Source organism: Pseudomonas wuhanensis (assembly GCF_030687395.1).
GTDB lineage: Bacteria > Pseudomonadota > Gammaproteobacteria > Pseudomonadales > Pseudomonadaceae > Aquipseudomonas > Aquipseudomonas wuhanensis.
In genome coordinates, this window is sequence record NZ_CP117430.1 from 3,285,425 (window position 1) to 3,300,577 (window position 15,153).

Below are 15,153 nucleotides of genomic sequence, written 5' to 3' on the forward strand. Positions count from 1 at the left end.
CCGTTGATGGTTGCCCCTTTTTTCTTAAATGTTAGTGACTGTACTGACGCCATCGCGGGCAAGCCCGCTCCCACAGGTTTAGCGCAATCCTTGTGGGAGCGGGCTTGCCCGCGATGGGGCCCTCAATCACTTCGCAGAAATCGCGCCGTCCACCAAGGTCTGAGCTTCCGCTACCAACTGCTTCAGGTGGTCGTCACTGACAAAGCTTTCCGCGTAGATCTTGTAGATATCCTCAGTACCCGACGGACGCGCCGCGAACCAACCGTTCTCTGTCATGACTTTCAGACCGCCAATAGCCTGGTCGTTACCCGGTGCATGGCTGAGGATGCTCTGGATCGCTTCGCCCGCCAGTTGAGTCGAGGTGACCTGGTCCGGCGACAATTTGCTCAGCAGCGCTTTCTGTTCAGGGTTTGCCTTGGCATCGACCCGTACCGAGAAAGGTTCGCCCAGTTCATCGGTCAATGCGCGATAGGCCTGGCTAGGGTCACGGCCCGTGCGAGCGGTCATTTCGGCGGCCAGCAAAGCTGGAATCAAGCCGTCCTTGTCGGTGCACCAGACACTGCCGTCCTTGCGCAGGAACGATGCGCCAGCACTTTCTTCACCGCCAAAACCGAGGGAACCGTCGAACAGACCGTCGGCAAACCATTTGAAGCCGACCGGCACTTCGTACAGACGGCGACCCAGACGTTTGGCAACGCGATCGATCAAGCCACTGCTAACCACGGTTTTGCCCACGGCCGCATCGGCGCGCCACTGTGGGCGGTTCTGGAACAGGTAATCGATCGACACCGCGAGGTAGCTGTTGGGGGCCAGCAAACCACCGGACGGAGTCACGATGCCATGGCGGTCGTGATCCGGGTCACAGGCAAAAGCCACGTCGAAACGCTCTTTCAGACCGATCAGGCCTTGCATGGCGTGGCTGGACGATGGGTCCATGCGGATCTGCCCGTCCCAGTCGACGGTCATGAAACGGAATGTCGCATCAACCTGTTTATTCACCACCTCCAGGTCCAGGCGATAGTGCTCGGCAATCGCCGACCAGTAGCGCACGCCTGCTCCGCCCAGCGGATCGACACCCAGACGCAGCTTCGCATCGCGGATGGCGTCGAAATCGATCACGTTGATCAGGTCGGCGACATAGGTGTTGAGGTAATCGTGGCGATGGGTGGTGCTGGCCTTCAGGGCCTGCTCGTAGCTGATGCGTTTGACGCCAGCGAGTTTGGCCGCCAGCAACTCGTTGGCCTTGGCTTCGATCCACTTGGTGATGTGGGTATCGGCCGGGCCGCCGTTGGTAGGGTTGTACTTGTAGCCACCGCTTTGTGGCGGGTTGTGGGACGGCGTGATGACAATGCCGTCCGCCAGGCCCGAGGTGCGCCCACGGTTGTAGCAAAGAATCGCGTGGGAAATGGCCGGCGTCGGCGTGTACTCGTCTCCTTCGGCGATCATCACTGTCACGCCGTTCGCCGCCAGGACTTCCAGGGCGCTGGCACCGGCTGGCGTGGACAGCGCGTGGGTGTCAATCCCGACGAACAGCGGACCGTTGATGCCCTGGGCTTCGCGGTACAGGCAGATCGCTTGGCTGATGGCCAGAACGTGCCATTCGTTGAAACTCAGGTCGAACGAGCTACCTCGGTGTCCGGACGTGCCGAAGGCGACGCGCTGGGTAGAAATGGCTGCATCGGGCTGGCCGGTGTAATAGGCCGTTACCAGTCGCGGGATGTCGACCAACAGTTCTGCCGGTGCCGGTTTGCCCGCAAAAGGACTGAGTGTCATGCAAAACCTCTGAGGAAGAGTGGTTCGGGAATAGCACGCAGTTTACTGACAGTTTGCTCCTGGCGCGATGTTATCGATTGTCAGGTTCCGAGGATGATTGGCGTCGTCGCTCAGTCGATCGATTCCAGGCGCAAGGCATCCCCCAACAGTCCCAGCGCGTCGGCGAGGTCGTGGTGACCACCGACGGTATGACTCAGGCGCAAATGCTGCCCGTGCAGGCCCTGCAAGCTGAACAATTCTCCCGGAGCAATCACCACATGCTGCTTGAGCAAACGCTCGAACACTCGATGCACATCGACCTGGCGCAACGAGCGAATCCAGATCGTCGCCCCGCCTCGGGGTTCAACGAAGTGCAGCGCGTCGGGCAGTCGCTCTTCAAGCAACTGTGTCATCTGCACCATGCGTTCCTTGAGCAGTCGACGCAATACCACCAGGTGTTGATCGATGCGTCCGTTGCTGTACAGCCGCGCTATGGCTTTCTGACGGATCAACGACAAACGGAAAGCGCGCAGCAAAAAGTGCCGCTGCAATCTGGCACGCAATTGTCGCGACAGCAGATAGCCGAAGGGCGCCTCCGACCCGATGAATTTCTCGAATGTGGAAAACACGATCAGCCGATCCGGGTCCAGCAGATCGCGAAATCGCAGGCCGTTCGGCTCGAACTCAAGCTCGCCATAGCAATCGTTTTCCAGTACCCAACTGCCATGTCGTTTCAGCAGCTGTGCGGCGGAATGCCTGTTGCTGTCGGGCGCCACACTGCCTCGTGGCATGTTCAGCCCCGATGAAAGCATCACCAGTCGCACCGGCTCGGTCTCAAGCAGTTCCTGCAACTTCTCCAGATCCAGACCATCATCGGCTTGCAACGGCAGCTCGATCACCCGCACGTCCGCATCCTGGAGCAGACGCAGAATGCCCCAGTCGCACGGTGATTCGACCACCACCACAGCGTCTTTGAGGCCAAGAGCGGCGATCAATATTTCCAGGACTCCCCGCAGGTCGGCGCCGATATAGACATCATCGGCATGCCAGCAACGTGTCGGCGAAGTGGTGTAACGCGCCGCCAGGGCTGTGCGCAGCTCCAGTTCGCCGCAGGGTTGCGAAGACGGTTGTGGCTGGCGTGGGTACTGGCGCAGCAGTTCTCTCTCCAGCAACAGCAACGGGCTATCCAGCGGTTGTAATAACGCCGGCTCATCGGCGCTCAGCACCAGCATACCGGGACGTCTGGCGTTGACATAAACCGTTTCGAGCAAGTCCTTGCCGCGGCCGGGCATGCCTATTGAGGATACGGGTACGGCGTAGTAGCCGGACTTGGCCACCGAATAGACGCGCCCTTCCTTCTCCAACAGCGAATAGGCGTACTGAATGGTCGAGATCGACACACTCAGGCGGTGCGCCAACTGTCGCAATGAGGGCAGGCGCACTTGCACGTCACTGCCCGGCTCATTGATCAGATTAGTCAGGTAACGGTACACCGCCTGGTACGCAAAATCGGTATCTCGTGGTCCTTTCATGGGTAACGGCCGAACAGGCTACGAACGTCGTGACGCATCCTTGCTGAATCCGTCAGACCTGGCACTTTCACCGGCCCGTCGACCATTCGCCAGCCACAGTCGTTTCACTGTCAGGTTCCACGACTTCAGCGTGCGCACTCACTTCGCCGCTTTCCATGCCGAGCCCCCTGCCCTCATCCCGAACCACAGGCCCCATGCGGTAAAGCGTACCGATCAGACTTACAGGCAACCCGCTGACATCGACCATCCACTGCAGAACCTGCTCGGGTGCCGGACCGCCCTGCATTGCCCGGTGCAAGTCCGGCAACGCCACGAGCATGCCGGGATGGCACTGACGAAGAAAATGCTCAAGCGCCGCGCCGTTATCGACAAAAGGGGCGAACAGCAGACACACCAGTTGAGCCTCGCTCAAACCGAGGTTCTTTTGTGCTTCGACCGCCGCCAGTGCGCGCTGGTCGATCATTGTCACAGGGTTGCCGAACGTCTCCATTGCCTGTTCGCAAAAGCGCTCTGGCACTTGTTTACGCCGCATCATCACCAGCGCCCGCTGCAAGAACTCGCTGACGCCCGCCTCGTAGGTACGACCCTGTGCATAGCACGCTTGCAAGCCACGAAGATGCGCGGATATCGACAGGCTGACGTAGTCGTTATCACTGAGCTGAGCCGACAACTCATCAGGTTGAAACCCGAGGAAATCGGTGAGCAGTGGCCAGCGCTCTTCCAGGTTGCTGACCAGCATGTCGTGAATATCGATGAAGGTTGTGCGGCGACATTCTTCAAAATGCTCGGCGGGACGCCACGCCGCCTGGGCAGACTCAGGATAAAACTCGCGGTAGCAATCGCTGCCCAATTCATCGAGTCGCGCGAACAAGCCCTCATAGCCCGCTTCATGATGGTCCGATGCCTTGAGCCCGGCCTTGGCCGCTGCACGGATCAATCCCTCGAGAAACTGCTTCTGCCGACGGGGCGTATCGCTACTGATCAATGCATCGACACCCTTGTCCCAGCGGGCGATTTGTCCGTAAAACTCGCCGGTCGCCAGATACCCGTCATCCCACAGATCAAGCGGTCCGTCCCAGGCACGGCGGTGCCCGACCATCAGCAGATTGAGCCGATTCGACTCGCGACCGGCTTCGGAGATCGGCGCCAGATGGTTGAACGGCAGGACTTCACGATTATCGACCATCAACACTTCGACCCTGGGATCGTCGTAGAGAAACAACGCACTGCAGCTGCGATGGATGTTTTCCAGGGCCGTCGAGGCCGCACCGTTCAAGCGCAAGGTCGCCACTCGCAGTTGAAACGTCGCCGGTGCCCGGCCGGCAATACTCAGCTGCGCGGCGCGCAGTAGCGCCAGGGTGTAGCAACTGTCGCGGGACCCGGACTGGATCGCCAGCACCTTGTAATCGCTGATACGCTCCAAACCTCCTGCGGACATCACCAGGCGCTGAATCAGCAATTGCAATGCCGTGCGTTCGGCGCGAGAGAAAAAACCCAGCAAGCGCTGCAGCATTTGCTGATAAACATAGTTCATTGCCTGATCATGGGTAGCGGTCATCATTTATTTACCTGTGACTCATAAATTCAATGCCGCGCCAATAACGGGGTGTATTGCGCAACAAGTTGTTTGTCATGAATGGAGTGCCAGTGCCGTTATTCAAATGCTAGCACTTAAGCATTGTGTAATTATTTGAAATGATTGAACGTTGCAGGTACCCCAAGGAGATCAAGATCGGCGCAACACCCCGGAGAGCGGGCGTCTTGCGCCCCCAAGCGTTTTCCTAGGAAATTTCCGACAGCGTCCCACAGACACTTAGCACAAGAAATAAAGAAAGAAGTTGTCCATGAATGTAAGACAACTGAGCGGCGCTGCATTATTTGTTGAGCATATATTGCCGGCGCGCATTGAGGAGTTTCAGGCTGATACTCGGCCATGACTCTTTCCTTGAGATGAAATTAATCATTCAATTATCAGGGCTTATATAATGATTAGAAGACACAGATTGAGAGCAAAAACCAGTTCAGTTGCTGAACCGGCCCACCGACAGATCGATGGACGTCTCATTTGGGAGTGACTGCCAGCAGAAGAGTCCGTGCTTTCACGGACTCTGCAGAGAAAGGGCTCAGGCAGGTTCGACCTGTAGGGCGACCCGTTCGCGACATGGGCATTCGTCCATATAGCGGTGGGCTTCGACAAATTCGGAAAACGGGAACACCCGGGTTTTGAGCGGCAGCAGCACATGGTCCGCGGTCAACTGGTTGATGTCGCGCAGGGCACGTTGCAGTGCGGCCTGATCCTGGATGATGCCCAGCTCCGGCTTGCCGGTGAAGTTGCCGATGCAGTGTACGAAGAACTGAATGTTCTTCTGGAACGCCGCACAGGCCGGGAATGGCGTCTGGTTCCCCCCTTGCAGACCATAGAGCACCAGGCTGCCGCGAGGCGCCAGCACATCACCGAGCAGTGACATCTGCGGTCCGCCAAGGCCATCGAACACCACATCGACGCCGCGGTTATCGGTGATCTTGTTGATCTGCATCAGCAGATCCTGTTCTTCGGTGACGATGACTTTTTCGGCGCCCAGGGACAGCAGATACTCACGCTCATCCGAAGTTTTGGTCGCAGCAATCACTCGCACACCGAGGGCTTTGCCCAATTGCACGAACGACGGACCGGCGCAGTGGCTGGCGTCGGTCACCAGCGCAAATTGCCCAGGTTTGACTCGCGCCAGGTCGGTGTAGGCAAAATAAGCGATCAATAGCGGCGTGTAGTGCACGCTGGCTTCGATCGGGCTGAGTACGTCCGGGTAGCGGGTCAGCGCCGAGCGCGGCAGAACGATCTGTTCGCCATAAACCGGGTAGTCGTTGGGACTCTCGGCCGGGAAGCTGGCGACCTTGTCACCGACGGCCAGGTCATCAACGCCCTCGCCGACCATCGTGACCACACCGGCCATTTCATGACCCAGGCCTGAAGGCAGACGAGCATGGGACGAGGCCAGGTTCTGGCGCCACAGAATGTCGTACCAACTGATGCCTATCGCTTCGACGCGCACCTGCACTTCGCCCGGCGCAGGCAGAGCGGCCGCATGCTCTTCGCATTTGAGCACCTCGGCTGGACCAAACTTGTGAAAACGGATCGTGCGGGACATCGCAAACCTCGTCAAATTAACCTCTAATGCCCCGAACTCTATCTGGGCTTTCTACCCAAGACCATCAGTGGCTATTAATAGTCGACATGCCTGTCATTGATTCCGCAGCGACGGCGACATCATCCAATGCCGTAAAAAACCGAAGCAGCCTTTCAGAAAAAACTGAATTACCCTGTGCAGAGTACCAGTCTTTGCCCGTAAGATTCATGCCGGCCATTCTTCTCATATAGCCGCTCACGTCAAGTTTGCTGAATCTGCCAGGACTCCAGATGAATCGTAATGACCTGCGTCGTGTCGACCTGAACCTGTTGATCGTTTTCGAAACACTGATGCACGAACGCAGCGTGACCCGCGCTGCGGAGAAATTGTTCCTCGGCCAGCCGGCCATCAGTGCGGCGCTCTCGCGCCTGCGCGGGCTGTTCGATGACCCGTTGTTCGTGCGTACCGGCCGCAGCATGGAGCCTTCCGCCCGGGCGGTGGAAATCTTCGCCCTGCTCTCGCCGGCCCTGGATTCGATTTCCACCGCGGTCAGCCGTGCGGCGGAATTCGACCCGGCGACCAGCACCACGGTATTCCGCATCGGTCTGTCGGATGATGTTGAATTCGCGCTGCTGCCGATGCTGCTCAAGCGTTTGCGCGCGGAATCGCCGGGGATCGTGCTGGTGGTGCGTCGGGCCAACTACATCCTGATGCCGAGCCTGCTGGCGTCGGGCGAAATTTCCATCGGCGTCAGCTACACCGCCGACCTGCCGGCCAACGCCAAGCGCAAAGTACTGCGTCGCAGCATGCCGAAATTGTTGCGGGCCGACACGGTGCCGGGCCCATTGAGCCTGGATGATTTCTGCGCCCGCCCCCACGCTTTGGTTTCGTTCGCGGGCGACCTGAGCGGCTTTATAGATGAAGAGCTCGAGAAGCTGGGGCGAAAACGGCATGTGGTGCTGGCAGTGCCGCAGTTCAATGGGTTGAGCACGCTGATCAGCGGAACCGATATCGTGGCTACCGTCCCGGACTACACCGCTGAAGCGTTGACCGCCGCCGGTGGTGTTCGGGCAGAGGATCCGCCGTTGCCGGTGCGCAGTTTTGAGCTGCACATGGCTTGGCGTGGGTCGCAGGATAATGATCCGGGTGAGCGTTGGTTAAGGTCGCGGATTCAGATGTTCTTCGGGGACCCCGATAGCTTGTAATGGAATTCCACCAAGCTCCATATAATTGTTATATAACAATAACTTATTGGTAATTTCAGTCTACTGCCGCCTGTCTAAATCCAATGGATTCCACAGCTTATGGGGGCATAATTGGGGGCAAATTTCGGATCCTTAAAAAGGATGCCCCCACCGATGCCCCCAGATAATGCGGCTGTTTTCAAACGAAAACTCAGCGATGCCTTGATCCGCTCGCTGACCGAACCCGGCAAACACGCTGACGGCGAAGTCCCTGGTCTCTACTTGGAGGTGAGGGCGTCGAGCAAGGCCGGCAAAGCCCCCTCCAAGTTCTGGCGCTTGAAGTATCGACTGCACGGCAAGGAAAACCGCTTCTCCATCGGCGCTTACCCCGATATCGGCCTGAAGGAGGCTCGCGACATTGCTCGCGGCGCGCGGCGCGACGTGGCTAATCACACCGCCCCGCTCAAGGCCAAGACCGCCAAAATCGAGGCACAGTTGCTTAATGAAGAGCGCACCTTCGCGTACGTGGCCGAGCAATGGTTGTCATTCAAGTCGGCCGAACTGGTGACCAAATCCATCTCGGGGTTTAACGGAGCGCTGAACAACCACATCTTGCCCGCGATTGGTAAAAAACCGGTTAGCGAGATCAAGCTGGAGCACATCACCACAATCATTACGGAGTTGCGCCGCCAGCGCACCATGGCCATGGCCCGGCGCGTGCGTACCATCATCCGTGCCGTCCTGGGCTTTGCCGAGGGGCGCGGATGGGTGGAACGCAATGTGGCGCTTAGTAACATTGAGGAGTTGAAAATCCGCCATGTCGTGACCAGCAATCCAGCGATCGAAAGGCCAGCGGATTTGGGAAGGTTGCTTCTACGCCTGGATGATTGCAACGACGGCAGCGTTGCCACCGCGATGCGCCTGCTGGTGATGTTGCCGGTCCGCCCTGGCGAACTGGTGCAGATGCGTTGGGAAGACGTTGACTTGGTGGGTGCCGATTGGCGTTACGTGGTCAGCAAGACCCAGCACTTAGACAAGAGCAAGCACATCGTGCCTTTACCCGAGCAAGCTCTCGTCCTGTTGCGCGAGCCACATAAAACCCGCGTGGTGGATGCAGAGGGCAAAGGCTGGGTGTTCGTCTCGCCGGTCTATCCGGGTCGACCAATCAATCCGACCTCCATGCTCAAGTCATTTCAGCGTATCTGGCCGGAGTACGACATCACTGCACACGGCTTTCGTGCCACCTACCGGACCATTGCCCACGAGCACTTGGGTATCGATCCCATCGTGCTCGAACTGTCATTATCCCACCGAATGCCAGGGGCGCTGGGCGCTGTGTATGCGCGTGCTCAACTGCTGGTGCAGCGCCGGGAGGCTGCTCAACAATGGGCAAACTACCTAGACCAGTTGCGGCAAAACGCGGCGCGAGTGAAGACAGATTGACGATACAGTGAAAACAATCAAGAGATTGGAGTGGGAAACGAAACTCTCATCCAGCGTCCGACCCATTGAAATCTAAGGGGTTTCTTTTCTCTCCAAAGCAGGAAAAGACTCGATTCAGGACTTGTTTTTGGGGCGTTTCAAGAGCAAAAAAGGAGAAATCCCAAGGCAAGCTACTGGGTTCTGCTTCAAGCCATTTGAACATTGTTATCAAACTGAAGACGTCAGTTACGCAGGTTCAGCATCGAGAAGCGTCCGCTGAACGATTTAGCAAATCTGTTGCATGGACCGATTGAATCCACAGCCAAAAGCAGTCACTCACCGTCATTGATAGCCGCACTGACGCTCCGAATAGCGAGAAGGCTCAACGCTTTTTCTGGCTACCGAAATCTGCTTGAACACAAGGTAGTAGCCATTGCAATCGCAGATACCAAACTCCTTTGATCCGTAAGGCGCGTCCTGGAGTGGCCAGGCGATCGCGGCCTTGTCTTTCACTGACTCCTCGGGTGAGGAGATGATATATCGCCACTGCTATTCGCCCCCGGACATTGAGAAGGCCTATGACGAACTGATAGTCGCCGGTGTTCAGCTAGAAGACGAAAACGGAGAGCCATTGGCCCGTGCGAGCCTGCGCACAGCTGTCGATCACGTGTTGGACGGTGACTGCGGAGTATCGGGATTAAGTTGCTGACGTCTGAATTGCCCAGGTGGCTGGCCATGTATCTGGCGAAAGCGTCGGGAGAAATAAGCCTCGTCAGCGAAACCGCACAACCTCGCCACCTCCCCCACCGGTCGTGTCCCATTGAGCAGATAATTGCGTGCCGCGTGCATCCTGCGCTCGAGCACCAGCTCAGTGAAGGTCTTGCCGATTTCCTTGCGCAACCAGTGCGTCAGATACGTCGGTGACAGGTAAGTCGCAGCAGCCACCTTGATCAGGTTGAGATCGGGGTCGGCAATATTCTTGCGCAAGTACTCGGACATCCTGCTCAGCGCATCGCGTCGGCTGACTTCGGCGGCATTCTCTTCGGCCAACCGTTTGAGCGGCTCGGCATACAAGGCACAAACACTCCCCACCAGTTGCAACAACAACCCCTTGAGCATTTCGCGGGTGCCAAACTGACGGTTCTCATCCAGGACTCGCATCTGTTCGATCAAGCCGCATACTTTACGGAAGTCCTCATCGCCCAGAATGAAATCCAGATGTTCCTGGAAGCGGAACGGCGACAACTCGGGTGCCAGGAGAATCGAGACTTCCTCCAGATCCATCGGGTCGCACTGCAAATGCGGCAGCAGGAAGGTCTGGGAAAAATTGATCACCATGAAGTTGCTGTCTGCCGGATGCGGAATCACGTGCACGCGATGCGGCAGGATGAAGGCCAGCGTATTGCGCGGAAACGGACGTTCGACGTTGCCGATGTGCTGCACGGTATCGCCACCGAGGTTGACCTGGATCTGGAAATACTCATGGCGATGCGGGCTGGTTTCGGCGCGCCGGCCCTTTTTGTCGCGGATGTAAAAGTCCGTCAATTCGCTGCGTTGTTGCATGCCGTAAGTGGGTACTCGACTCGGTGACGACATCGCCTGAGGATCCTCGACAGGTACATGGACAGGTTGTCATCGCGCCGCGACGCAGGCGGCGACCTCGGTGATTGTGAAGGCAGACACCGCTGGCTTCAACACGTCATAGGATGACAGCGAAATACAGAGAATTAATTGTATCCGTGTGTGATGTGTCGTCTGTCCAAAAAACTACGAGCACGCAAAAATATTTAATCTCTTAAAAACATCAACTTATGAATCGAATAAAGCATAACGAAGGAAATGAGCTGATTTGATTTTTCTTGGACACCTGCATTGATCGCCTTTTACAGGAGAAAAAACGATCTAACGCCTCCGTTGATTTTGAGAGGTTGTACGACCACTGTAACAACCAATGCAGCCCGACCCTTCCAAAAACAATCAAAAGGTGCGCTCGTGATGAACCTGCTTTTTTCCCTCGCCAACCCTCCCCCGATCGAGCCGATCCGAAGGCGTATCTGAGCGCCTGACAGCGGCTGTCCGCGCCTCTCATTCAAGTAGCGATTGCTCTGCCCCGACACTCGGGGCATCGGCTTCGGCTGCGCGCGAACATCTCGATTCTTCTAACAATAAAAAGGTCTACTCATGTCGAACTCGCAAACCTCTCCGTCCACCGCGCCGTCGGTGAGCGCCGGCGCCCGGGACGCCCTGTTGCCTCAGCGACTACCGACGCGGCGGCGCTGGTTCATGCTGTCATTGCTGCTGATTGCGACCATCATCAACTACATCGACCGCGTAAATATCTCGATTGCCGCACCGTTCATGGCCAAGGATCTGGGCCTGGACAAGATCGAAATGGGCCTGATTTTTTCCGCGTTTGCCTGGACCTACGCACTCGCCCTGGTCCCCGCCGGGTTCATCGCCGATCGCTTCGGTTCCCGGTTCACCTACGGTGTATCACTGATCAGCTGGTCGACGGTTACCGTGTGCCAAGGCTTTGCCACAGGATTCGCTTCGCTGTTCGGGCTGCGCCTGGCCGTCGGCGCCATGGAAGCTCCAGCATTTCCGGCCAACAGCCGAGCGGTCACGGTGTGGTTCCCGGCCCGCGAACGAGGCCTTGCCAGCAGCATTTACGTGTGCGGCCAGTATCTGGGCACGGCACTGTTTACCGGTGTGCTGTTATGGCTGGCCACGACCTATGACTGGCGTCATGTGTTCTACAGTACCGGGCTGCTCGGCATTGTGTTCGGTGTGATCTGGCTCTACTTGTACCGTGATCCGCTGAGCTGCAAGAACGTCAGCCAGGAAGAATTGAAGTACATCGAAGCCGGGGGTGGACTGGTCAAGAGCAGTCAGGAGCGCACCAAGTTCAACTGGCGGCAGATCGCCGAGTTGTTCAGCTATCGGCAGATCTGGGCGATTTGCATCGGCAAGTTCGCCAGCACCTCGGCGTTGTACTTCTTCCTGACTTGGTTCCCGACGTACCTGATCGAAGAACGCAAGCTGACCATGATCAAGGCCGGGGTCTTCGCCGTGTTGCCGTTCGTGGGTGCAACGGTCGGCATCTTGCTCGCCGGCATCATCTCCGATCTGCTGATTCGCCGTGGTTACTCAATGTCCTTTGCCCGCAAGTTGCCATTGGTGGTCGGCTCGATGCTGGGCATGTCGATCGTGCTGGTGAATTTCACCGACTCGAACGTGATCTGCATTGCGGTGCTGACCATTGCCTTCTTCGCCCAGGGAATCGCTTCGTCGTCGTGGGCGGCGGTGTCGGAAGTCGCGCCCAAGGAATTGATCGGACTGACCGGCGGGGTCACCAGCCTGGCAGCCAACATCGGCGGGATCGTTACCCCGATTGTGATTGGCGGCATCGTCCACGCGACAGGCTCGTTTGCCTACGCCTTCTGGTTCATTGGGGGTGTGGCGCTGATGGGGACCTTGTCCTATTCGTTGCTGCTCGGTCGCTTGTATCGCATCGAACTCAAGGCGCGCTGAGCCAAGAAACCGTTTTTCTCCAACACGAGGCGGCATTCGTCCAACTTCGCAAAAGATTGCCGCCGTACGCTGACGCTTCTAACAGGACGACTACAAAAATGACGATGACTGAGTATGTGTTTACCCCGGATCTACCCGTGACCTTGCCGGTTGCCGGCAGCCAGCAGCGCTTTCCCGTTGGCCGGGTATTTTGCGTCGGCCGCAACTACCCTTGGCCAGACACCCAAGGCCAGTCCCGCCAGCCGCCAGTGTTCTTCATGAAACCGGCGAGCAACGTGGTGGATGCGGCGGGTGAAGTGACTTTCCCGCCGTTGACCGAAGAGTTTGTCCACGAAATCGAATTGGTCGTGGCCATCGGTGAAGGCGGCGCCAATATTCCGGAGAGTCAGGCGCGGGCCTATGTCTGGGGCTATGCCGTCGGTCTTGACCTGACCCGTCGTGATGTCCAGCGCACGGCCAAAAGCAATGGTTTGCCGTGGGAAGGTGCCAAAGTGTTCGACGGCGCCGCGCCGATGACCGCCATCGTGCCAGTGACTCGCGCCGGACACCCGGACGGCGAGTTGTGGCTGAACGTCAACGGCGAAGAACGCCAACGCGACAGCCTCGACAGCCAGATCTGGTCAGTCAGTGAAATCATCAGCCGGATCTCTCAGTCGGTGGCGCTCCGGGCCGGCGATCTGATCATGACCGGCAGCCCGGCAGGCGTCGATGCGCTGCAACCAGGCGACATCATCAACGCCGGGATCGACGGCATCGGCCAACTGGAAATGCGCGTCGGCCAGCGACCTTGAACCCGACACACGCCCTCTCGAATAACAAGGAGAAACACATGAACAGTCCTTTGAAAGTAGCCCTGGTCACCGGCGCCGGTAGTGGAATCGGCCGCGCCGTGGCCCTGGCGCTAATGGCCGACGGGTTCACCCTGGTATTGGCCGGACGCCGACCGGAGCCATTGCAGGCATTGATCGAATGGGCGCTCAGCGAAGGACACGAAGCGTTGGCGGTGCCCACTGATGTGCGCGACCCGGCCAGTGTCGATGCGCTGTTTGCCACCATCACCGAGGTCTACGGACGCCTCGATGTGGTGTTCAACAACGCCGGGGTCAACGCCCCTGCCGTGCCGCTCGATGAGCTGACGTTCGAGCAGTGGCGCAACGTGATCGACACCAACCTCAACGGCGTTTTCCTCTGCGCCCGTGGAGCCTTCGCACTGATGCGCCGGCAACAGCCACAGGGCGGGCGAATCATCAATAACGGCTCGATCTCCGCCCACACCCCACGACCGTTCAGCAGCGCCTACACCGCCAGTAAACACGCGGTGCTGGGGCTGACCAAATCCCTGGCCCTGGACGGGCGCGAATTCAACATCGCCTGCAGCCAGATAGACATCGGCAACGCCCTGACCGAAATGTCGGTGCGCATGACCAAAGGCGTGCGCCAGGCGAACGGCACCATCGCCGTGGAGCCGATGGTGGACGTCAAGCACGTGGCCGATGCCGTGCGCTACATCGCCGGCCTGCCGCTGGAGGCGAACGTCCTGAACATGACCGTCATGGCCAGCGCCATGCCGTTTGCCGGTCGCGGTTGAACCGGCCTTTTTATTCCGTTACACGAGGTTTACATGAAGCCAGAAGTCTTGCAGCTCAGCCCGATCCTGATCCCCGACATCAACGCGCGGCTCGATGAGCTGTTTACCGTCAGACGCTACTTCCAGCAGGCCGACAAGCAGGCTTATTTGCAGGAACACGGCGCGAACATTCGCGGGGTGATCACCGGCGGGCATACCGGCATCAGTCAGACACTCATGGCGCAACTGCCCAAGCTGGAAGTGGTGGCGGTCAACGGCGTGGGCACCGATGCGGTGGATCTGGCATACGCCAGGGACCGCGGGATCCGCGTGACCGCGACCATCGGCGCGCTGACCGAAGATGTCGCCGACCTGGCCATCGGCTTGTTGATTGCCGTGTGCCGGGGTCTGTGCACCAGTGATCGGTACGTGCGTTCGGGCCAATGGCCCCATAGCCCGACACCGTTGGCCCCGTTGCCGTTGGCGCGCCAAGTGTCCGGCATGCGCATCGGCATCGTCGGCATGGGACGGGTCGGCCGTGCAGTGGCGACCCGCGCCGCGGCGTTCGGTTGCCCGATCAGCTACACCGATTTGCAACCAATGAGCGACGTGAACCACACCTTCATCGCCGACTTGAGCCAACTGGCCCGCGACAGTGATGCACTGATTCTCGCGGCCGCTGCCGACAAGGCTGAAGCCATCATCAATGCCGAGGTACTGCAGGCGCTGGGCAAGGACGGGTATCTGATCAACGTGGCGCGGGGCAAGCTGGTCAACGAGGTCGATCTGGTGGCAGCGCTTGCCGCCGGTGAGATCGCGGGTGCGGCGCTGGATGTGTTTGTCGATGAACCGAACGTCCCCGAGACACTGTTTGCCAACGAGAAAGTGGTACTGCAGCCCCATCGCGCGAGTGCGACGCTGCAGACCCGCACGCGGATGGGCGTGATGGTGGTGGCGAGCCTGGTGGACAGTTTCGCCGGGAGAATACCGCAGGGGTCTGTGACTGACTGAACGTTGGCCGCCGAGGAGACGTTGCGTCC

Annotated in this window: 11 protein-coding genes and 1 pseudogene; 7 read left to right on the forward strand and 5 right to left on the reverse strand. The window is 58.5% G+C overall.

The annotated features are described in order from the left end of the window. Positions 1-126: 126 nt before the first annotated feature. The 4 genes from pgm to PSH88_RS15135 form a co-directional block, all read right to left on the reverse strand. Entirely contained in the window at positions 127-1,773 is a 1,647-nt protein-coding gene (gene pgm, locus PSH88_RS15120; RefSeq protein ID WP_305483562.1) for a phosphoglucomutase (alpha-D-glucose-1,6-bisphosphate-dependent), read from the reverse strand. Between the two features lie 110 nt (positions 1,774-1,883). Beyond that, positions 1,884-3,284: an aminotransferase-like domain-containing protein gene (locus PSH88_RS15125; RefSeq protein ID WP_305421298.1), complete on the reverse strand. Its 1,401-nt coding sequence runs from the start codon at positions 3,282-3,284 to the stop codon at positions 1,884-1,886. 67 nt (positions 3,285-3,351) lie between these two features. After that, positions 3,352-4,842, reverse strand: a complete 1,491-nt coding sequence (locus PSH88_RS15130) for a hypothetical protein (RefSeq protein ID WP_305427003.1) — start codon at positions 4,840-4,842, stop codon at positions 3,352-3,354. A 565-nt stretch (positions 4,843-5,407) separates the two neighbouring features. Beyond that, a complete protein-coding gene (locus PSH88_RS15135) occupies positions 5,408-6,430 on the reverse strand; it encodes a zinc-dependent alcohol dehydrogenase family protein (protein WP_305421300.1) in 1,023 nt (340 codons plus the stop codon). Between the two features lie 269 nt (positions 6,431-6,699). Here PSH88_RS15135 and PSH88_RS15140 point away from each other — a divergent pair, with 269 nt between their 5' ends. From PSH88_RS15140 to PSH88_RS15150, 3 genes and pseudogenes are all read left to right on the forward strand, one after another. Then, on the forward strand, positions 6,700-7,614 hold the full coding sequence (locus PSH88_RS15140; RefSeq protein WP_305483563.1) for a LysR family transcriptional regulator: 915 nt from the start codon (positions 6,700-6,702) through the stop codon (positions 7,612-7,614). 153 nt (positions 7,615-7,767) lie between these two features. After that, positions 7,768-9,036: a tyrosine-type recombinase/integrase gene (locus tag PSH88_RS15145; protein WP_305427004.1), complete on the forward strand. Its 1,269-nt coding sequence runs from the start codon at positions 7,768-7,770 to the stop codon at positions 9,034-9,036. Between the two features lie 493 nt (positions 9,037-9,529). Then, positions 9,530-9,670 (forward strand): annotated as a pseudogene (locus PSH88_RS15150) (VOC family protein); the annotation flags it as partial. A gap of 8 nt (positions 9,671-9,678) precedes the next feature. Here PSH88_RS15150 and PSH88_RS15155 read toward each other — a convergent pair. Beyond that, positions 9,679-10,611 carry a helix-turn-helix transcriptional regulator gene (locus PSH88_RS15155; RefSeq protein ID WP_305421302.1) on the reverse strand — a complete coding sequence of 311 codons (933 nt, stop codon included), beginning with the start codon at positions 10,609-10,611 and terminating at the stop codon, positions 9,679-9,681. A gap of 585 nt (positions 10,612-11,196) precedes the next feature. Here PSH88_RS15155 and PSH88_RS15160 point away from each other — a divergent pair. The 4 genes from PSH88_RS15160 to PSH88_RS15175 all read left to right on the forward strand — a co-directional run bounded on the left by PSH88_RS15160 (position 11,197) and on the right by PSH88_RS15175 (position 15,124). Beyond that, positions 11,197-12,546: an MFS transporter gene (locus PSH88_RS15160; protein ID WP_305421304.1), complete on the forward strand. Its 1,350-nt coding sequence runs from the start codon at positions 11,197-11,199 to the stop codon at positions 12,544-12,546. A gap of 98 nt (positions 12,547-12,644) precedes the next feature. Next, entirely contained in the window at positions 12,645-13,337 is a 693-nt protein-coding gene (locus tag PSH88_RS15165) for a fumarylacetoacetate hydrolase family protein (RefSeq protein WP_305421306.1), read from the forward strand. 38 nt (positions 13,338-13,375) lie between these two features. Then, positions 13,376-14,134, forward strand: coding sequence for an SDR family oxidoreductase (locus PSH88_RS15170; protein ID WP_305421308.1), 759 nt, complete (start codon positions 13,376-13,378; stop codon positions 14,132-14,134). Between the two features lie 33 nt (positions 14,135-14,167). Next, positions 14,168-15,124, forward strand: a complete 957-nt coding sequence (locus PSH88_RS15175; RefSeq protein ID WP_305421310.1) for a 2-hydroxyacid dehydrogenase — start codon at positions 14,168-14,170, stop codon at positions 15,122-15,124. Positions 15,125-15,153 lie beyond the last annotated feature (29 nt).